Origin of the sequence: Brachybacterium sp. GCM10030268 (genome assembly GCF_042666305.1) — a bacterium.
Classification (GTDB): Bacteria; Actinomycetota; Actinomycetes; order Actinomycetales; family Dermabacteraceae; genus Brachybacterium.
The window spans coordinates 571,798-590,946 of sequence record NZ_JBHTCW010000001.1; the positions used below are offsets into that span (position 1 = coordinate 571,798).

The 19,149-nt window shown below is 70.1% G+C and carries 16 protein-coding genes and 1 tRNA gene; 7 read left to right on the forward strand and 10 right to left on the reverse strand.

The window, feature by feature from the left end:
- Window positions 1–74: 74 nt before the first annotated feature.
- The 3 genes from ACFQRD_RS02625 to ACFQRD_RS02635 are packed head-to-tail and all read left to right on the forward strand — an operon-like array spanning window position 75 to window position 3,308.
- Entirely contained in the window at window positions 75–629 is a 555-nt protein-coding gene (locus ACFQRD_RS02625; protein WP_377016147.1) for an ECF-type riboflavin transporter substrate-binding protein, read from the forward strand.
- Window positions 626–2,446, forward strand: a complete 1,821-nt coding sequence (locus ACFQRD_RS02630) for a DUF3744 domain-containing protein (protein ID WP_377803458.1) — start codon at window positions 626–628, stop codon at window positions 2,444–2,446. Before ACFQRD_RS02625 ends, ACFQRD_RS02630 begins: the two co-directional genes overlap by 4 nt.
- A gap of 31 nt (window positions 2,447–2,477) precedes the next feature.
- A complete protein-coding gene (locus ACFQRD_RS02635) occupies window positions 2,478–3,308 on the forward strand; it encodes an energy-coupling factor transporter transmembrane component T family protein (protein WP_377793416.1) in 831 nt (276 codons plus the stop codon).
- 60 nt (window positions 3,309–3,368) lie between these two features.
- Here the strand turns inward: ACFQRD_RS02635 and ACFQRD_RS02640 are convergent, their stop codons facing one another.
- The 6 genes from ACFQRD_RS02640 to ACFQRD_RS02665 form a co-directional block, all read right to left on the reverse strand.
- Window positions 3,369–4,697 (reverse strand): TRAP transporter large permease, encoded by a 1,329-nt coding sequence (locus ACFQRD_RS02640; RefSeq protein ID WP_377803459.1) that lies wholly within the window; start codon window positions 4,695–4,697, stop codon window positions 3,369–3,371.
- Window positions 4,698–4,699: 2 nt separating this feature from the next.
- Complete coding sequence (locus ACFQRD_RS02645) at window positions 4,700–5,281, reverse strand: TRAP transporter small permease (protein WP_377016139.1); 582 nt, start codon at window positions 5,279–5,281, stop codon at window positions 4,700–4,702.
- The gene (locus ACFQRD_RS02650; protein WP_377803460.1) at window positions 5,281–6,270 is read right to left on the reverse strand and encodes a TRAP transporter substrate-binding protein; all 990 of its coding nucleotides are present in this window, start codon (window positions 6,268–6,270) and stop codon (window positions 5,281–5,283) included. Before ACFQRD_RS02650 ends, ACFQRD_RS02645 begins: the two co-directional genes overlap by 1 nt.
- 372 nt (window positions 6,271–6,642) lie before the next feature.
- The gene (gene groL, locus ACFQRD_RS02655) at window positions 6,643–8,292 is read right to left on the reverse strand and encodes a chaperonin GroEL (RefSeq protein WP_377016135.1); all 1,650 of its coding nucleotides are present in this window, start codon (window positions 8,290–8,292) and stop codon (window positions 6,643–6,645) included.
- Window positions 8,293–8,674: 382 nt separating this feature from the next.
- Entirely contained in the window at window positions 8,675–9,292 is a 618-nt protein-coding gene (locus ACFQRD_RS02660) for a LytR C-terminal domain-containing protein (protein WP_377793420.1), read from the reverse strand.
- A gap of 96 nt (window positions 9,293–9,388) precedes the next feature.
- A complete protein-coding gene (locus ACFQRD_RS02665) occupies window positions 9,389–9,718 on the reverse strand; it encodes a DUF3263 domain-containing protein (RefSeq protein ID WP_377016131.1) in 330 nt (109 codons plus the stop codon).
- 77 nt (window positions 9,719–9,795) lie between these two features.
- Here ACFQRD_RS02665 and ACFQRD_RS02670 point away from each other — a divergent pair, with 77 nt between their 5' ends.
- Window positions 9,796–10,479: a uracil-DNA glycosylase gene (locus tag ACFQRD_RS02670; RefSeq protein WP_377803461.1), complete on the forward strand. Its 684-nt coding sequence runs from the start codon at window positions 9,796–9,798 to the stop codon at window positions 10,477–10,479.
- A gap of 81 nt (window positions 10,480–10,560) precedes the next feature.
- On the opposite strand, the gene ACFQRD_RS02675 is transcribed toward ACFQRD_RS02670, so the two are convergent.
- A complete protein-coding gene (locus tag ACFQRD_RS02675; RefSeq protein WP_377803462.1) occupies window positions 10,561–11,247 on the reverse strand; it encodes a hypothetical protein in 687 nt (228 codons plus the stop codon).
- A gap of 126 nt (window positions 11,248–11,373) precedes the next feature.
- On the opposite strand from ACFQRD_RS02675, the gene treS reads away from it, so the two are divergent.
- From treS to ACFQRD_RS02690, 3 genes are all read left to right on the forward strand, one after another.
- On the forward strand, window positions 11,374–13,173 hold the full coding sequence (gene treS / locus ACFQRD_RS02680) for a maltose alpha-D-glucosyltransferase (protein WP_377016125.1): 1,800 nt from the start codon (window positions 11,374–11,376) through the stop codon (window positions 13,171–13,173).
- A 276-nt stretch (window positions 13,174–13,449) separates the two neighbouring features.
- Window positions 13,450–14,724: a hypothetical protein gene (locus ACFQRD_RS02685; RefSeq protein WP_377793424.1), complete on the forward strand. Its 1,275-nt coding sequence runs from the start codon at window positions 13,450–13,452 to the stop codon at window positions 14,722–14,724.
- Between the two features lie 348 nt (window positions 14,725–15,072).
- Window positions 15,073–15,363, forward strand: a complete 291-nt coding sequence (locus ACFQRD_RS02690; RefSeq protein WP_377803463.1) for a hypothetical protein — start codon at window positions 15,073–15,075, stop codon at window positions 15,361–15,363.
- A 388-nt stretch (window positions 15,364–15,751) separates the two neighbouring features.
- Here ACFQRD_RS02690 and ACFQRD_RS02695 read toward each other — a convergent pair.
- From ACFQRD_RS02695 to ACFQRD_RS02705, 3 genes are all read right to left on the reverse strand, one after another.
- Window positions 15,752–15,823: transfer RNA gene (locus tag ACFQRD_RS02695), tRNA-Thr, on the reverse strand.
- 114 nt (window positions 15,824–15,937) lie between these two features.
- Window positions 15,938–16,753: a DsbA family protein gene (locus tag ACFQRD_RS02700; RefSeq protein WP_377016115.1), complete on the reverse strand. Its 816-nt coding sequence runs from the start codon at window positions 16,751–16,753 to the stop codon at window positions 15,938–15,940.
- Window positions 16,754–16,927: 174 nt separating this feature from the next.
- Window positions 16,928–19,123, reverse strand: a complete 2,196-nt coding sequence (locus ACFQRD_RS02705; protein WP_377803464.1) for a protein kinase — start codon at window positions 19,121–19,123, stop codon at window positions 16,928–16,930.
- Between the last annotated feature and the right edge of the window lie 26 nt (window positions 19,124–19,149).

A 19,149-nucleotide genomic window follows, 5' to 3' on the forward strand; every position in this document is an offset into this window, starting at 1 on the left:
ATGCTCCTCCGACGTGCCTCCCCGGCACCCCGACTCGCCTCATCCTCCTGCCCGCCGCTCCCGAAGGAACCCTCATGAACCGTACGTACTCGCCGGTGACCCAGGTGGTCGCGATCGGCATCGGTGCCGCCCTGTTCTTCGTGCTCGGTCGCTTCGTCGCGATCCCCTCGTTCGTCCCGAACACCTCCATCAGCATCCAGTACGCGATCCTCGCCGTCTTCGCCGTGCTCTACGGGCCGCTGGTGGGGGCGCTCGCCGGATTCCTCGGTCACCTCCTGATCGATGCCACCGGGTTCGGGATCTGGATCAGCTGGGAGCTGGCCTCGGGCGTGTTCGGCCTGGTGGTCGGCCTGCTCGTGCTGCGCCATGCGATCGGGGACGGCGAATTCGGCAGGAGCACCGCGATCCGCGTGAACCTCGCGATCATCCTCGCCAACGCCCTCTCCTGGCTCCTCATCGCACCGCTGGGCGACGTGCTGATCTACGCCGAGCCGGCCGGCAAGGTGTGGGCGCAGGGCACCCTGGCCTTCGTCTCGAACTCACTGACCGCCTGCATCATCGGCACGATCATCCTCTCGATCTACGCCCGCACCCGCACCAGGACCGGGTCGCTGAGCCACGACCAGTGACGGCGCCGTCCCCATCCAGCGCCGGCGATGTGCTCATCGAGCTGCGCGGGTACTCCTTCCAGTACCGCGCGCAGTCCGAGCCGACGCTGCACGACATCGACCTGCGGATCCGGCGCGGGGAGAAGATCGCCGTGGTCGGTGCCTCCGGTTCGGGGAAATCCACGCTGATCAGCGCGATCAATGGCCTGATCCCGCACCGCCACCGCGGCGAGGCCGGTGGGAGCATCCGGGTGCTCGGCAAGGATCCGGCCGCGGTGCCGCTGGTGGAGACCGCGGCCGGGGTCGGCACAGTGCTCCAGGACAGCAACAGCCAGTTCGTCGGCCTCACCGTCGGCGAGGACATCGCCTTCAGCCTCGAGAACCAGCAGGTGCCCCACGCCGAGATGCCTGCCCGCGTGGCCCGCGCCGCGGCCCTGGCCGGCATCGGTGATCGCCTGGAGGATGCCCCGCAGAACCTCTCCGGCGGCCAGAAGCAGAGGGTCGCGATCGCGGGCGTGCTGGTCGACGACGTCGAGGTGCTGCTGTTCGACGAGCCCCTGGCGAACCTGGACCCCGCCACCGGCCGCTCCGCGGTGGAGCTGATCGATACGCTCCATCGCGATCACGGCCGCACGATCGTCCTCGTCGAGCATCGTCTCGAGGATGTCCTGCACCGGGAGGTCGACCGGATCGTGCTGATGGCCGGCGGTCGGATCGTGCTCGATGCCTCGCCCGACGAGGTCGTCGCCTCCGGGCTGCTCGAGGAGCACGGCATCCGGCCGCCGCTGCACGTGGCCGCGCTGCGCTACGCCGGGACGCCGGTCACGGCTCAGCAGCGACCCGCTCGAGTGGAGACGATCGCGCTCAGCGAGGAGCAGATCGGCGCGGTGCGCAACTGGGTCGGCCGCAGCGGCGACGACAGCGCGATGGGATCAGGTCCCGGCCCGTCGGGCACGATCCCCACTGGGAGCCGAGGGACGAGCACGGGGACGGATCTCCCCCGCTCCGGTACGACGGCCCTGGCCCTCGAGGATGTGCGCTGCGAGATACCCCTTGGCCCCGAGAGCACCACCGCCGTGCTCGAGGGCGTGACCGCCCGGGTGCGCCGCGGGGAGATGCTGGGCGTGCTGGGATCGAACGGAGCCGGCAAGTCCACCCTGGCACGCGTCATCTGCGGATTCGAGCGCGCCACCGGCGGCACCGTGCGCATCGGGGCGCTCGACGCCACGGGCTGGACCCTCGCCCAGCGCGGGGAGCACGTCGGCTTCGTGCTGCAGGAACCGGGCCAGATGATCTCCAAGCCGCTGGTGGCCGAGGAGATCGCCCTGGGCATGCGCGCCCGCGGCATGGCGGAGGACGAGATCACCCGCCGCACCGCCGCCGTGCTCGAGGTGTGCGGGCTGCGCCCGTTCCGCTCCTGGCCCGTCTCCGCCCTCAGCCATGGCCAGAAGAAGCGCGTCACCATCGCCTCCGTGCTGGCGCTCGAGCCCGAGGTGCTGATCCTCGACGAGCCCACCGCCGGGCAGGACTTCGCCCACTACACCGAGTTCATGGAGTTCCTGCGGCAGGTGAACACGACCGGCACCACCGTCGTGCTGATCACCCACGACATGCACCTGGCGCTGGAGTACACCGATCGCGTGCTGGTGATGTCCGACGGCGTCCTGCTCGCCGATGACGATCCGGCCGCCGTGCTCACCGACCCCGAGCTGACCCGGCGGGCGGACCTCGTGACCACGGGCCTGCACGCGCTGGCGCAGCAGAGCGGTCTCGCCGACGCGCACGCCCTGGTGCGCCGTTTCGTCGAGGTCGATCGCGCCACCCGGAGTGCAGCATGATCCCGAGTCCCCTCACGGTCGGAGCCGCGAGTTGAGCGCCCCGCTGCTGGGCTACGTGGACCGCCCCGGTCCGCTGCACAGGCTCTCGGGGGTCTCCAAGCTCGTCCTCGTCCTCGGCGTCGTGATCGGTGCGATGCTGGGATTCGACGTGCGCTACCTGGCCGTCGTGGCTCTGGCCTCCGTCGTGCTTTGGGCCGTCTCCCGGGTCCGGCTGCGGGACTTCGCGGTGGTGCTGTGGCTGATCCTCGTCTTCATGACCCTGAACAACATCGGGATTTTCCTGTTCGCCCCCGGCTACGGCACGGATCTCTTCGGCACCCGCCATGTCCTGCTGGAGGGGCCCTGGCGCTGGGATCTGACGACCGAGCAGCTGTTCTACCAGCTCGCCGTCACCCTGAAGTACGTCGCGGTGCTGCCCGCTGTGCTGCTGTTCGTGGCCACCACGAGGCCACCGGAGTTCGCCTCCTCGCTCGCGCGCATCGGGGTGCCCGCGCGGATCGCCTACGCCGTCTCCCTCGCGCTGCGGTACATCCCCGACGTCCAGCGCGAGTTCCGCACCATCTCCCAGGCGCAGCAGGCGCGAGGCATCGACACCTCCCGCAATGCTCCTCTGAGTGCGCGGGTGCGCAATCTCAGCGCCGTGCTGATGCCCCTGCTGCTGGGCACCTTCGACCGGATCGAGTCGGTCTCTGCCGCCATGGAGCTGCGCGGGTTCGGTCGGGAGCGCGGGCGCACCTGGTCGGTGCGCACCCCGCTGCGCGGCCGCGACGTGGCGGTGATGCTCACCGCGCTGGCACTGGTGGTGGTCCCGGTCGTGCTGCTGGTGATCAACGGCGGGCGGTTCTGGAACCCGTTCACCTGAGCCGAACCGGCGACGCCGCGGTACCGGGACCCTCGAGCCCCGCTACCGCGGCGGGCACCCTCACTCGCTGGACATCCCCAGCAGGTCGGGCAGGAACAGGGAGATCTGCGGAACGAACACGACCAGCAGCAGCCCGGCCACCAGCGGCACGTAGAACGGCAGCAGGCGGCGGATGACCGGCTCGACCTTGACCCGCCCGATCCGGGCGCCGACGAACAGGATCACGCCGACCGGCGGGCTGATCGTCCCCAGGCACAGGTTGAAGGTGATCATCATGCCGAAGTGGATCGGGTCGATCCCGAGCTCCTGGGCCACGGGCAGGAAGATCGGCGTGAAGATCAGGATCGCCGGGGTGGGATCCATGAACATCCCCACCAGCAGCAGCGCCAGCATCATCAGCAGCAGGATCACCGTCGGTGAGGTCGAGACGCCCAGCAGCGCCTCGGCGATGGACTGCGGGATCGTCGCGTAGGCGAGGACCCAGCTGAGCACCGAGGAGACCGCGATCAGGAACAGCACCACGGCGGTCGTCCGGGTGGCCGCGAGGAACACCTCCGGCAGCTTCCTCACGGTGAGCTGACGGTAGATGAACCCGAGGATCAGCGAGTACACCACGGCGATCACCGCGGACTCGGTCGCGGTGAAGACACCGGCGAGAAGACCGCCGATGACGATCACGATCATGAACACGGCGGGGATGGCGCGCAGCAGGGTCAGCACGCCGAGCCGCAGGCCCACGCCGCCCGTCGCACCGCCGCCGTCGTGGCCCACCAGGGACCGCCGCCGCAGCGCCACCAGCAGCACCGTGGCCACGCACGCCAGGACCCACACCAGGCCCGGACCGTAGCCGGCGGCGAACAGGGTGGCCACCGAGGTGGAGGAGACCAGCGAGTACACGATCAGCGTGTTCGAGGGCGGGATGAGCATCCCCGAGGGCGCGGAGGCCACGTTGACCGCGGCAGCGAAGGCCGGGTCGTACCCGTCCTTGCGCTGGCGTGGACCGAGGATCCCTCCCACTGCGGCCGCCGACGCGACGCCGGCGCCGGAGACCGAGCCGAATAGCGCATTGGCGACCGCGTTGGTCTGCGCCAAGGAGCCCGGCATGCGCCCCACCAGGACCTTGGCGGCGTCGATCAGGCGGGCGGCGACGCCGCCGGTGTTCATCAGCTGACCGGCGAGCACGAAGAACGGGATCGCGAGCAGGGTGAAGGAGTTCGCGCCGGTGAACATCCGCTGGGCGGAGACGAACACGGCCGGCTCGGGGCCGACGACGGCCAGCAGCGCGATGACGGAGGGTAGGCCGATCGCGATCGCGATCGGCGCGCCGACCGCGATCAGGATGACGACGCCGATGATGAGGATGATGCTGGCCAGGAGTGCCGGATCCATGGTCACCGCCCCTTCGTGTCGTCGTCGGTGTCGGCCGCTCGGGCGGCGCCCGTCGGGAGCGCCGCGTCCTCCGGCCCCGCAGGCGGCTCGTCGCCGGCCTCCGCGGTGGGCTCGAGCCGCTCCCCGCGGACCACACGGACGAGATCCTCGGTCGCCAGGGCCGCGATCATGAGGCCTGCGATGGGCAGCGCCAGGTACATCTGGCCGACGGAGAAGGGGAAGCCGGGGATGGTCTGCTCCCAGGAGATCGCCGTGCCGCGCAGCCCGCCCCAGACCATCGCCAGCAGGCTGAACAGCAGGGTGGCCAGCTGGACCAGGATGCGGAAGAGGTGCTGGAGGCGCTGCGGTGCTCGTTCGGCGATGATGTCGACCGCGACGTGGCCGCGTTCGCCGAAGACCAGCGTCATGGCGAACAGGCCCAGCCAGACGAACATGTACTGCGCGGTGGTCGTCGTCCAGGCGCTGGGGCTCTGGAGGACCTGGCGGGTGAAGACCTGCCAGACCACCACGAGCACGAGCACCGCGAACAGCGCGATGCACAGGACCTTGAGGGCGGCGAGGAGTCCGGATCGTGCTCGTGCCATCACGGCGCCTCCTCGGATGCGGCGCGGATCGCCTCGTACATCGCGATGTCCGCCTCGTCCTGGAGGATCGCGTAGCCGGTCTCCTCGATGATCGGCGCGAATGCTTCGGGATCTGGCTCGTGGATCTCCACCCCGCGCTCGAGCATCTGCTCGGTGGCCTTCTCCGTCTCCTGCCGCCAGATCTCCACGAACGCGTTCTGGGTCTCGGTGAACGTCTCTCGCAGCGCGCGCGAGTCCTCGGGGCCCATCTCCTCGAGCAGGTCGGTATTGGCCAGGAAGAAGTCGAAGCCGATGAGGTGATTGGTCAGCGTGTAGTGCGTGGCGACCTCGTAGTGGCGCTGGGTGACGTAGCTGATCTCGTTGTTCTCGGCGCCGTCGAGCACACCGGCCTGCAGGCCGGTGTAGACCTCGCTGTAGGCCATCGGGGTGGGGACCCCGCCCATGGCGTTGATCAGGTCGAGGAAGATCTTCGACTCCTGCACCCGGATCTTCAGCCCCGAGAGGTCGTCGGGGGATTCGATCGGGCCCGGGGCGGTGTAGAGGTGGCGGCTGCCCTGGGTGAAGCCTCCGAGCACCGTCAGCCGCATGTCGGGTTCGAGGGAGGTGAACAGCTCCCCCACGATCGAGTCGTCGAGCATCACCCGGTTCTGGTGGTCCATGTCGTCGAAGACGCCGGGGACGTTCATCGGCAGGAACCGGGGCGAGGAGTTCTCGATCTGGGTTCCGGAGATGACCGCCATGTCGATCGCGCCGTCCGAGACGAGCTGGACGGTCTCCTGCTGATCGCCGAGCGAGTTGTTCGCATAGACGCGCACGCCCCACCGGTTGTCCGTCGCGGCGGCCAGACGCTCCCCGAAGTCGAGCAGGGCCCCGTAGCTGGGATGGTCCTCGGCCTGGCCGAGCGAGACGGACAGGATCCGGTCGACGTCGGTGACTGCTCCGGCGCGGGAGACGCAGCCTCCCAGGAGCGCTGTTCCGGCACCGGCCACGGGCAGCGCCGTCAGGAGTCCACGACGCCCGAAGCCTTTCCCGGGTGGCCGCTCTCCCGCGGTGGCGCGGGGGACGTCTCGTCGACGAGACATCGTTGTTCGCACTGCATTCCTCCTCGAATGGACATGCCGCGGCGCTCGGGGCGCGATGTGCGCACCCCCGAGGGCCGTGAAGCCGGATCAGCGTGCCAGGCGCGCAGAATTCGGCATCAACCCTTGCCACGCGTTGCCGGGGCCGGGATCGGCAGGTACGCGGACATGCCCGGGACCGGAGCATGCGAAGGGCCCCGACCCTCCCTCAGGAGGATCGGGGCCCTGCACTCGCACGGGACGAGCGACACGGGATGAGCCGTGCGGCAGGTGATCAGGAGATCACATCATGCCGCCCATGCCTCCCATACCGCCCATGCCACCCATGTCGTCGCCGCCACCGCCGGCCGGCGCCTTGGGCTCCGGCTTGTCGGCCACGACGGCCTCGGTGGTCAGGAACAGGCCCGCGATGGACGCGGCGTTCTGCAGCGCGGAGCGGGTGACCTTGACCGGGTCGATGATGCCGGCCGCGACCAGGTCCTCGTACTCGCCGGTGGCGGCGTTGAGGCCGTGGCCGACGGGCAGGTTCTTGACCTTCTCGGCCACGACGCCGCCCTCGAGACCGCCGTTGACGGCGATCTGCTTGAGCGGGGCCTCGACGGCGACCTTGACGATGTTCGCGCCGGTCGCCTCCTCGCCGGTGAGCTCCAGCTTGTCGAAGGTGTCCTTGCCGGCCTGCAGCAGCGCCACGCCACCACCGGCGACGATGCCCTCGTCGACAGCGGCCTTCGCGTTGCGCACAGCATCCTCGATGCGGTGCTTGCGCTCCTTGAGCTCGACCTCGGTGGCCGCGCCGGCCCGGATGACGGCCACGCCGCCGGCCAGCTTCGCCAGGCGCTCCTGGAGCTTCTCGCGGTCGTAGTCCGAATCCGAGTTCTCGATCTCGGTGCGGATCTGGGAGACGCGGCCGGCGATGCGCTCGGCGTCGCCGGAGCCCTCGACGATCGTGGTCTCGTCCTTGGTCACGACGATCTTGCGAGCCTGGCCCAGCAGGTCCAGCTCGGCGGTCTCCAGCTTGAGGCCGACCTCCTCGGAGATGACCGTGCCGCCGGTGAGGATCGCCATGTCCTCGAGCATCGCCTTGCGGCGGTCGCCGAAGCCGGGAGCCTTGACGGCCACGGACTTGAAGGAGCCGCGCAGCTTGTTGACCACGAGCACCGCGAGGGCCTCACCCTCGACGTCCTCGGAGATGATCGCCAGCGGCTTGTTGGACTGGATGACCTTCTCCAGCAGCGGCAGCAGGTCCTTGACCGAGGAGACCTTCGAGCTGAGCAGCAGGATGTAGGGATCCTCCAGGACCGTCTCCTGGCGATCGGAGTCGGTGACGAAGTAGGGCGAGATGAAGCCCTTGTCGAACCGCATGCCCTCGGTGAGCTCCAGCTCGAGGCCCATGGTGTTGGACTCCTCGACCGTGATCACGCCTTCCTTGCCGACCTTGTCGAGGGCTTCGGCGATGAGCTCGCCGATGGCCGGGTCGGCCGCCGAGATGGCGGCGGTGTTGGCGATCTGCTCCTTGGTCTCGACCTCGTGGGCCTGGGACAGGAGGGTCTCGGAGACCGCGGCGACGGCCTTCTCGATGCCGCGCTTGAGCGCCATCGGGCTGGCGCCGGCGGCGACGTTGCGCAGGCCCTCCTTGACCAGGGCCTGGGCGAGGACGGTGGCGGTGGTGGTGCCGTCACCGGCGATGTCGTCGGTCTTCTTGGCGACTTCCTTGACGAGCTCGGCGCCGATCTTCTCGTAGGGATCGTCGAGTTCGATCTCCTTGGCGATCGACACGCCGTCGTTGGTGATGGTGGGGGCGCCCCAGGACTTCTCGAGCACGACGTTGCGGCCCTTGGGGCCGAGGGTGACTCGGACGGCGTCGGCGAGCTGGTTCATACCCCGCTCGAGGCCGCGCCGGGCCTCCTCGTCGTAAGAGATGAGCTTGGCCATTGTGGAATCTCTCCCGTGTGGTGTGGTGTCCACCCGACCCTCGTGCCCGCGACGGACGGCACCCCACGCCGTGTTCATGTCCCACGGCGCCGGATCCCTCACGGGGCCGGAATGTTGGTGGCCGGCGAAGCAGCGGACTGCTCCCCGGACAGGCTCACGACTCTCGAGGGCGGCCTCGCCGATCGGCGCTGTCACTCTCGATCATCGAGTGCCAGATCATCATAAGCACTCCGACCCGGAGAGTGCTAACCCTGGGCGGCTTCTTCTGGCAGCGGAACCTCCGGGAAGTCCATTCGCCCGACAATGCAGAACGCGCGCCGCCCTCCCGGATCGGGGGTCGACGCGCGCACTGCATGCGTGAGAGGCCTTCGGCCTGCGGGATTCAGCCCTCGCCGCCGTCCTCGCCGCCGCCGTCCTCGCCCTCGGCGTCCGCGCCGGGCTCGTCGACAGCCACGAAGGTGATGCGTGCGTCGTACTCATCGCTCTGACGGGCCTCACCGGCACCGACCTGCTGGGCGAGCGCCTGCGCGCTCTCGGCGTCGGCCTCGTCGCGGTAGAACACAACGGGCTCCTCCTGCGTGTTGTCCGCGGTGGCGACGCCGACCTCCGTCCATCCCTCGCCCTCGAGGGTCTCCTCCCAGGTTCCGGCCAGCCCGTTGATGCCGCCGGCATTGACGACCAGCACGGGAGTGGACAGATCCGGCTCCGGGGCCGGCTCCTCCTCGGTGGTCGCCTCCTCGCCGTCGGCGGGGGCCTCCTCGCTGGACTCGCTCGCGGCGGGTGTGGTGGGGTCCTCGGCCCGCTCGTCCCCGTTGCCGCCCATGCCGCCGATGAGGAAGAGCAGCACGACCAGCATCACCACGGCAGCGCCGATGATGATGATGTAGAGCAGGTTCTGGCGCCAGAACGGCTCCTCGGCGCGGTGGGCGCCGTGGAAGGAGGCGCTGTCCGCCTCCTCGTCGAAACGGTCCGGCGGGTAGGGATACTGGGAATCAGCCACGGCCCCATTAAACCTGCTCCGGGCGGCAGGTTGTCGGAGCACACGCCCCGCACGTCGGCTCGGCACGGACCCGCCTCGGCCCGGGTCGGTCCTCGCTCAGGCCACGCGATCGGCGCCGCGCGCAGGGACGGCGCCGTGCTCGGAGGTGCGCTGCGAGCGCAGCCGGTTCACCAGTGCCGGGGCCGCCCTCAGCGCCGCCGGCTCGTCGAGCAGCGTGTTCAGCCTCACGTAGTAGCCGACCTTGGAGATCCCGATCTCCTCGCGGATCGCGCGCTCCTTGGAGCCGACGTAGCGGAACGTCCGCGATTCCAGGGCGAGGATGCGCTGATCCAGATCCGACAGCTCCGAGGAGGCGGTCGGCGGGGCGTCCTGCGAGCCCTGACGGGCCGCGTCGGGCTCCGCAGAGGCGTCGTGGTCGGAAGGCATGGACCGACAGTACGGCTCCCGAGGCGCCGGTCATCGGCGGCGCGCCGCACCCCTGGCGAGGATGGAAGACTGGTCACATGCCGCAGCCGCTCACCGAGATCATCAGTGCCGATTGGGCCCGCGAACTGTCCCCGGTGGAGGACCGGATCCATGCCCTGGGCGAGTTCCTGCGCACCGAGGTGGACGCCGGCCGGGGATACCTTCCCTCCGGCGACCGGGTGCTGCGCGCCTTCACCCGCCCGATGGCCGACGTGCGGGTGCTGATCGTCGGCCAGGATCCCTATCCGACGCCGGGACATCCGATCGGCCTGTCCTTCGCCGTCGAGCGCGATGTGCGTCCGCTGCCCCGGTCGCTCGCCAACATCTACGCCGAGCTCGAGGACGACCTGGGGATTCCCCGCGCCGTGCACGGGGACCTGACCGCCTGGCAGGACCAGGGGGTGCTCCTGCTGAACCGGGTGCTGACAGTGGCACCCGGCAGCCCCGCCTCCCACCGTCGGCGCGGGTGGGAGGAGGTCACCGAGCTCGCGATCCGCGCCCTGGTGGCACGCGGCGGTCCGCTGGTGGCGATCCTCTGGGGCCGCGACGCCCAGTCGCTGATCCCGATGCTCGGGGGCGTGCCGCACATCGCCAGCGCCCATCCCAGTCCGCTGTCGGCCTCCCGCGGCTTCTTCGGGTCCAAGCCGTTCTCGCGGGCGAACGCGCTGCTGGAGCAGCAGGGCGCCGCACCGATCGACTGGCGCGTGGAGCAGCCGGACTGACCCCGGGTCTGTCGCATCCCGGGGTCGGCGCAGTGCGTCCCGAGACGTGGACCGGGCCGGGGCGGCCTGCGGACGGTGTCCCTACGCCCAGGTCCAGCTCTCCAGGATCTGCCGGAGCTCCGGGGAGATCTCCGTGCTGCCGTAGGTCTCCACGACGATCTGCATCACCTGGTCGCCGACATCGGCGCAGTAGGTCTCCGAGACCACGTCCTGGTCGTCATGCGTCCCGGTGGCGCGATAGGCCACGAGCTCCTGACCATCGAGCTCGACGGGATCGATCTCAGTGGCGTCGCCGGTCTCGTCCCAGCTGAAACCGAGGAACGCGGACTGCTGCTGGCACTCCGCCTGGGCGTGGAGGTCGCTCGAGAAGAGGTAGACGTCCAGAGAGTTGCCGGCGTAGGCCTCGTAGTCCTCCTCGTCGATCTCCTCGTCGCGCAGCTGGATGAGCAGCCCGGTCTCCGCCTCCTCCGAGGTGACCTCGCCCGCGACCCACCCCGCCGGGTACTCGAGGCTGAAGGTCTCCTCCTCGAGGCGCTGGGCCTGGGCCGCAGTGGTCTCCGTGCCCGATCCGTGGTCGCGTCTCTGCGTGGCGAGATAGATGACTCCGCCGGTCACGGCGAGCAGCAGCAGCACGATCACCAGCCCGGCGCAGCCGAGCATGACCCACGTCCCCGTCCGCCGGCCCTGCTGCGGCCCCGCGGCCTCCGGCGGCGGCATCTGCCCGCCCGTCGGCACTCCCCCGTGCCCTGTGTGGGGTGGCTGCCCCATGGTCCCTCCTGCCCCCGAGATCGACACCCGCCGACGGCACCGCCCGCGGGTTCGGGACCATGGTACGGAGCGCACTAGTGTGGTGGCACGTCGAGCGACAGCCCGCCCTACCGCCGCGGAGGAACGATGCCCCTCAATGCCGCCCAGTTCTCCCCTCAGGGACCCGGGGTCGACTACGACCCCCACTGGTACCGCAAGGCCGTGTTCTACGAGGTGCTCGTGCGCGGCTTCGCCGACGGCAACGGTGACGGCAGCGGTGACTTCACCGGCCTCATCGAGAGGCTCGACTATCTGCAGTGGCTGGGCATCGACTGCCTGTGGCTGCCGCCCTTCTTCGCGTCCCCGCTGCGCGACGGCGGCTACGACATCTCCGACTACGAGGCCGTCCTGCCCGAGTTCGGCTCGATCACCGACTTCGAACGCCTGGTCTCCGAGGCCCACCAGCGCGGGATCCGCGTGATCATCGATCTGCCGATGAACCACACCTCGGACAAGCATCCATGGTTCCTCGAGTCCCGGTCGGATCCCGAGGGGCCCTACGGCGACTTCTACGTGTGGTCCGACACCGACGAGAAGTACTCCGAGGCCCGCATCATCTTCGTGGACACCGAGGAGTCCAACTGGGCGTTCGACCCGGTGCGCCGCCAGTTCTACTGGCACCGCTTCTTCTCCCACCAGCCCGACCTGAACTTCGAGAACCCCAAGGTCCGCGAGGCCATGTTCGACGTGGTGAAGTTCTGGCTGGACAAGGGCGTGGACGGATTCCGGGCCGACGCCGTGCCCTATCTCTACGAAGAGGAGGGCACCGACGGCGAGAACCTCCCCGCCACCCACGAGTTCCTCGCCGAGCTGCGGGCCTTCGTCGATGCCCGCTGGCCCGGCAAGGTGATCATCGCCGAGGCGAACCAGTGGCCGCGCGACGTGGTCGCCTACTTCGGGACCGAGGAGCGGCCCGAGTGCCACATGTGCTTCCACTTCCCCGTGATGCCACGACTGTTCTACGCCCTGCGCGAGGGCAACGCCCGTCAGATCGTGGAGATCATGGCCGACACCCCGGACATCCCCTCGGGTGCCCAGTGGGGCACGTTCCTGCGCAACCACGACGAGCTGACGCTGGAGATGGTCTCCGGTGAGGAGCGCTCGGCGATGCTCGGCTGGTACGCCCCCGACTCACGGATGCGCGCGAACGTCGGCATCCGCCGGCGGCTGGCTCCGCTGCTGGACAACTCCCGCTCCGAGCTGGAGCTGATCCACGCGATGCTGCTGTCGCTCCCCGGTTCACCGTTCCTCTACTACGGCGATGAGATCGCCATGGGCGACAACATCTGGCTCGATGATCGTGACGCGGTGCGCACGCCGATGCAATGGACCCCGGACCGCAACGCCGGGTTCAGCGAGATCACCGACCCCGGCAAGCTCTACCTCCCGGTGATCCAGTCGCTGGTCTACCACTACGCCACCACCAACGTGGAGGCGGAGATGGCCCACTCCGGGTCGATGCTGCACTTCGTGCGGTGGATGCTGGCGGTGCGACGTGAGCACGACGCGTTCGGCATGGGCAGCTATCGCAACATCCCCGCCGACTCGGACCGGGTGCTGGCCTTCACCCGCACCTACGACGGCGCCGAGTACGGCGAGGACGCCGAGGAGCACGCCGAGACGCTGCTGTGCGTGTTCAACCTGGCCCCGCACCCCGTGACCACCACGCTCGAGCTGGGCGGGCTGGGACGACGCACGGTGCGCGACCTGTTCGGCGGCCACGAGTTCCCGCCGATCAGCGACGACGGGAAGCTCATGGTCATGCTCGGCTCCCAGGGCTACTACTGGCTGAAGGTGCGCCCGCTCCATCCCGACGGGGAGCCGATGACGGTCACCACGGCACTGCCCGTCGTGCCCGAGGAGGAGGACGCCTCCTCGAGCATCTGATGCTCGCGGGCACGCGCTCCGTACGCGCGCGCCACAGGCCACAGGTCACAGGCCACACGGCGCACGCCGCACGCCGCACGCCACACGCCCCGACCCCGTTCGCGCGCTGGCGTGCACGCCCGCAGCCCTCGTGTGAGGAGCGACCGCCGACGTGCCTCTGCCCACGTCGCGACCATCGAGAACGCTCCGTTCGAGCGTCCCGGAGCCGGCGGCGGTATCGTGCGCGGTCGGTAAGGGTCCGATCCGGGCCGCGGTACGAGTGAACGGGAGGCGACGGTGACGACACCACGATCGAGGGCCGAGGAGGCCCAGGATCCGACCACGTCGCCGGAGCGGCTGCTGGAGATCACGCAGCGCCACCCCCAGCTCCACGGCCTCGTCGTGCGCAACCCGTCGTGCCCCGAGGTGGCACGTCAGTGGATCCTCGCGACCAACCCCTGGGCGAAGGACTCGTTCGACGCCGAGTCCGACACCGCTCCGACCCGTACGGTGCCCGCCGACAGCACGGAGTCCGACGACGAGGCAGCGACCCGCGAGGCGGCGACGGGGGCGAGCACCGCAGCCCTGCCGCCGCTGGCCGATGCGACACCTACTGCAGCCACACCGGCGGCAGCGAGTCCCACCGAGGACGACCCCTACGCCACCTCGGTGTGGGGCGATTTCGCCGACGCGGGCGGGTCAGAGGGAGGGGCATCGTCGCCGGCACAGCCCGGCCCGGCGGCCGGCCGCACCGGCGAGAGCCCCACCGTGCGTCTCGCCGCCGGCAGCTCCGCAGTACCGCTGGGCCAGACCAGCCCGGTGACCCCCGCCCCCGTGCCGGCGCAGCAGGCCCAACCGGGGCCACAGCCCCCGCCGCCGCAGAGCCAGCCGCAACCCCAGAACCCGTGGGGGCCTGCCGCCGCAGCTGGTGTCACCGGCGGCGCGGCGAGCGGCCCGGGGCCGCTCGAGGTCGGCACCGGCGGCGGCACCGCCCCGCCCGACGAGGATCCCCCGGATCGACGCCGCGCCTGGTTCGCCTGCGGCGGCTGCCTGGTGCTGGCCCTCATCCTGCTCGTGGTGGCAGGCCTCGTCGGCCGGGCCTGGCTGACCGAGGACTCCGGGGACTACGACCGCAGCACGGCAAGCCCGACAACCTCCGAGGAGCCCTCGGAGACGGCGGAACCCACCGAGGAGGAGACGACGGAGGAGGAGCCGGTCTCCCCCGCTCCCGAGGATGCCCAGGAGCTGGAGACGATCAGCTCGCCCACCGGGAACATCTCGTGCCGGCTCGGCGAGGACAGCGTCGGCTGCTCCCTCGACGAGGAGCACTACTCCGACGCAGGACTTGAGGACTGCGGCGACGAATCCTTCGCCATAGCGGTGGCCGCTGGTTCCCCGGTCCGCAACTGCGGGCAGACCTACGGCGGCAGCTCGCCCCAGACCCTCGAATACGGTCAGAGCGCTGTGAACGGCGATGTCGCGTGCACCAGCAGGTCCGACGGGATGACGTGCTGGAACACGAAGACCGGCAAGGGATTCATGGTCAGCCGCTCGACGTACGAGACGTTCTGAGCGGTCTCCCGCCAGTGCACTCAGCGCGTCGGCGCTCGGGGCAGCATGCGTGCGGGGGCGCCGCGGTCAGCTCGCCCTGGACGCGCCCCGGTGCGGGGCGCCGTGGCGGGGTTTCGAGCTGGAGACGAGATTCGAACTCGCAACCGCCTGTTTACAAATGCATCAGGGCGGTATTTGGCTGCCCCCTCCCGAGGGATACCTATCGCTGCAGCTCATCATGCGTTTCCATACTGCACGCGCTCTCGCTCCCTGTCCCTGTGCCCGCAGGTGTGTGCTCACAGTGTGTGCACAGGAAAGGTCTGTCGCAGAGCTATAGACGGATAGCCAAAAGAGGGGCAATATGCACTTATGGCAACCAACTACACAGCAGACGGAACTTATTGGACTGGTCGGGTCCGCGACAACGGCAACCTCGAGGTCGTTCGACTCCGTAGTGACGGCTACGTCACCGTCCAGTCCATTGGCTCTTACATCAAGCACGGATCGGCGGTGGCCGCTGCCGCCCAGCTGGCCTACGCCCAAGGGCAGGCAGATGCCCGAGCAGAACTGAGCGCAGCTATCTTCACATCCCTCGCTGGCGTAGGGATTTCCCCTGTCACGGTTGAGGCTCCCGACGAGGAGCCGGATCCGCAAGATTAATGCCCCCACCAGTGCAGGAAGACCCTCGAATCCTCTTCGGGAACGAGGGTCGATCCATACGCACCGTCAGATCTCGACGAGCTTCACCTTCTGGAACATCGCCGGATTGGTGACCCCGAAACCGACGCGCATGATCGCGCGGACCGCAGTCCGGTACGAGGCGAGTAGGCCGACGTATCGACGTCGAGGCCCATGTCCTTCTGGCGTACGATCACGGCCCGCTGCGTCAGGATGGCCCATATCGTGTTCGAGGACCGCGCCCGTTATGCGGGCGAGATGGCGGAGTCTCTGCTGCCGTCACGCGGTGGTGTGCTCACCGATGCGCCCACATCGGCTCCGGAGGCCGGGGCGGATGGCTCGTGATGAGCGTTCTTGCTGGTCAGAAGAGAGCTGGAGACGAGATTCGAACTCGCAACCGCCTGTTTACAAGACAGGTGCGCTACCGTTGCGCCACTCCAGCGGGTGGGGCCGGCCGACGAATCGACCGGCCCCGAAAGTGTAGAGCAGGTGGCCCGAGCGCTACCACGCGGTGAGCGCTACCACGCACATCTGCCTGCTCGGCTGAGCTGGCCGCTCAGCCCTGGCCGGCGTCGGAGGCGCCGCCGGCGTCGGAGGCGGAGCTGCCGCCCGCGGCCAGCACCGCCTCGCGCAGGGCGCCCGGCGTGGACCAGTCCTCGAACGCCGTGCCGTCGATCGCGACGTAGGGGGTGCCGCCTCCGGCCTCCGCCCCGTAGGGATCGGCGACCTGTCGCACCCACGGCTGATAGGTGGCATCGGTGATGCAGCTCTCCACCTCCGCCGAGGCACCGGCTTCCTGCGCGTAGCCCCAGATCTGCTCGTCCGTGAGGCCGGCCGAGCCCTCGGCCGGCTGGTTGGCGAACATCAGCTGCTGGAAGGGGATCACATTGTCCGGGTTGTCCTCGTAGACGCACACCAGGGCGCTGGCCGCGCGGGAGGAGAAGTCACCGGTGGTCGACTGGGTGTCGAGCAGGCGGCGCGGGACCAGATGAAGCGTGGCCTCCTCGTTCTCCACCATGGTGGCGACGTCTTCGCCGTTGGTCTCCTCGAACTGCCCGCAATAGGGGCACATGAAGTCCAGGTGCAGCTCGACGACCGGCTTCCCGGAGTCCTCCGGGGCGCCAAGCTCCAGGTACGGCTGGTCGGCACTCATGCCCTCGGGGACCGCGACGGGGCCGGCCGGCTGCTGCGACTGGTAGATCAGGTAGCCGAGCCCGCCGAGGATGGCCAGTGCCACCACAGTGATCGCGGCGATGACCACCGTCCGTACCGAGCGCTGGCGGCGCAGCTCAGCCTGACGCTGTGTGCGCAGAGCCTCTCGCTGGGCCTCGCGGCGCTCCTGCGCGGACTTCGACGAACCGGACGCGGCCATGATGCTCCTTGCCCCCGGACCGGGGCTGCGGTGGAAGACAGGTCGCAGGGAGTTTAACTGCCCGAGTCTGAGCATTGCTGATCACGCCGACGCGGCTGCTGCCGGCGAGCGCATGCACGTCGGTGCCGCCGGTGCGCTCGGCGTCACCGGTGCGCTCGGTCTCGTCTGCGCGACTCAGCCGCGCCAGAGGCCGATGTCGTCCAGCCGTGGCCCGGCCGGGAAGGGGAAGTAGTCCACCATCCCCTCTCGCGCGAGCAGGGTCGTGACCACTGCGGCCAGCAGGAGCAGGAGGAGGCCCACCACCACGGCGCTCCAGACGAGGTCGGGCGCGGCCGCGTCCAGCATCCGGTGCGCGCCGGTGCGGGTGGTGCGGCTGCCCAGCCCGACCCACGTGACCAGCAGCGTCACCGTGATCGCGATGGCGAACGCGACGCCGTCGGGCGGTGGCGTGCCCTGGGCGAGGGTCCATGCCGCATCCACGGCCACGCCCACCAGCACACCCAGGATCAGAGGGAACAGCGCCTGCAGCGCCATCTCCAGCAGCCCGAGAACGAACCCGAACGGTGCGGAGAGACCGGCGGCCCACCGGGGACCCGCGCCCGTGGAGCCGCGCAGACGCTTCCGCTCGACGGACCGGTGGGATCTCTCCCACGTGCGGGCGAGCGCGCCGAGCAGCAGCATCAGGGCCAGCGACACGTACGGGGCGACCGCGGCCAGGGTGATGATCAGCAGGTGCCCGATCCACACCAGCAGCGGCCTGCGGGGCGGCGGCACGGGCATGGGCGGCGCGCCGGCGCCGTACGGCGACTGACCCGGATACTGCGACTGGCCCGGGTACTGCGGCTGGCCTGCGGGCTGCGGGTGATCAGCGGGCTGCGTCGGTGCCGCGACCTGCTGTCCGGCATATGACCGGGGTGGATACGGCTGCTGGGCGTATGCCTGCGGCGGGTACGGCCGCTCGGCGTATGCCTGCCGCGTCGGAGAGGGCTGGATCGACTGCTGCGGGGCACGCTGCACGGGGCGTCCGGTGACTCCCGCCGGCCCGGCGTGGTCCTGCCCCGGGCCGGTGGCGCTCTGCTCCGGGGCGGGCACGGCCGGGAACTGGCGGGTGGGTGGCCCTACCACCGGCAGCATCTCCGTGGCAGGTTCGGGCGGCGACTCGACGCGGGGCAGCGCCTCCGTGGGTGCCTCGACGGGAGTGCTCACGCGCGGGAGGCTCTGCGTCGCCCGCTCACCGTCCGGCACCGCCGGCAGCACCTCCGTGGCCGGGTCACCCTGTGCGCCACCAGCCGGCGGGGCCTGCCGGCCGGTACCCGCAGGGCCGGTGCCCTCGCCCGCGGAGCTGCCGACCGGCGCGGTGGCGTCCGTCTGCCCGGCGGCCTCCTTCCCGGCATCGGTCTGCCCGGCCGCATCGGCGCCCACGACGGGCAGGACCGCCGTACGACCGTTCGCATCGAGGGCCTCCGTCGGCCCCGGGTCGTCGTAGTAGCTCAGATCCAGCTCGGCCAGCCGCGCCAGCAGGTCGTCGGGATCCGGCCGCTGCGCGGGATCGGACTGCAGGGCCGATCGCAGCAACTCGCCGAGCTCGCTCGGCATGCCCTCGAGGTCGATCTCGCCGCGCTCGGCGCGCAGGAACACCAGGTCCGCCCGGCCGCTGCCGTAGGGCTCGCGGCCCGTCGCGGCGAAGGCCAGCAGCGCGGCCCACGCCCACCAGTCCCCCGCCTCCCCGGCGCGATCGGTGCGGATCACCTCGGGATCCAGATAGGCGGCCGTGCCCATCACCAGACCGGTCGAGGTCAGGCGGGACTCCTCCGCGGCGATCGCGATCCCGAAGTCGATGATCACCGGGTCCAACCGGTCCCCGTCGGGATCGAAGACCGCCAGGTCCTCCTCGGAGGCGCCGCGCAGCAGGACGTTGCTGGGCTTGAGGTCGCGGTGGATCACACCGGCGCGATGGATGTCGCGCAGGGTCTCGCCCATGACCAGGCCGAGCTCCCGCACTGCCTCCGGGTGCAGGCCACCATGGGCGCGCACGGCATCCTCGAGCGTCGGCCCCGGGACGAACTCGGTGACCACGAAGGCGTCGGAGGAGTCCAGCTCCGCATCGAGGATCCGCACGATGTTCTCGTTGCGCACCAGCTTCTGGGCGGCGACCTCGCGCGCGAGGCGCTCACGGGCTCGAGGGTCATCGGAGATCTCGTGACGCAGCAGCTTCAGGGCGACGTCCCGTCCGTCCGCGTCGTGGGCCCGGTAGACGATGCCCATGCCGCCCGCGCCGATCCGGCCCAGGACCTCGTAGCCGGATTCCTCGGCCAGCGCCATCAGCCGCGGGTCACGGCGGGCGCTGCGGGAGGAATCGGTCTGAGCCATGAGCGCCATGCTACGAGGCGCCGCCT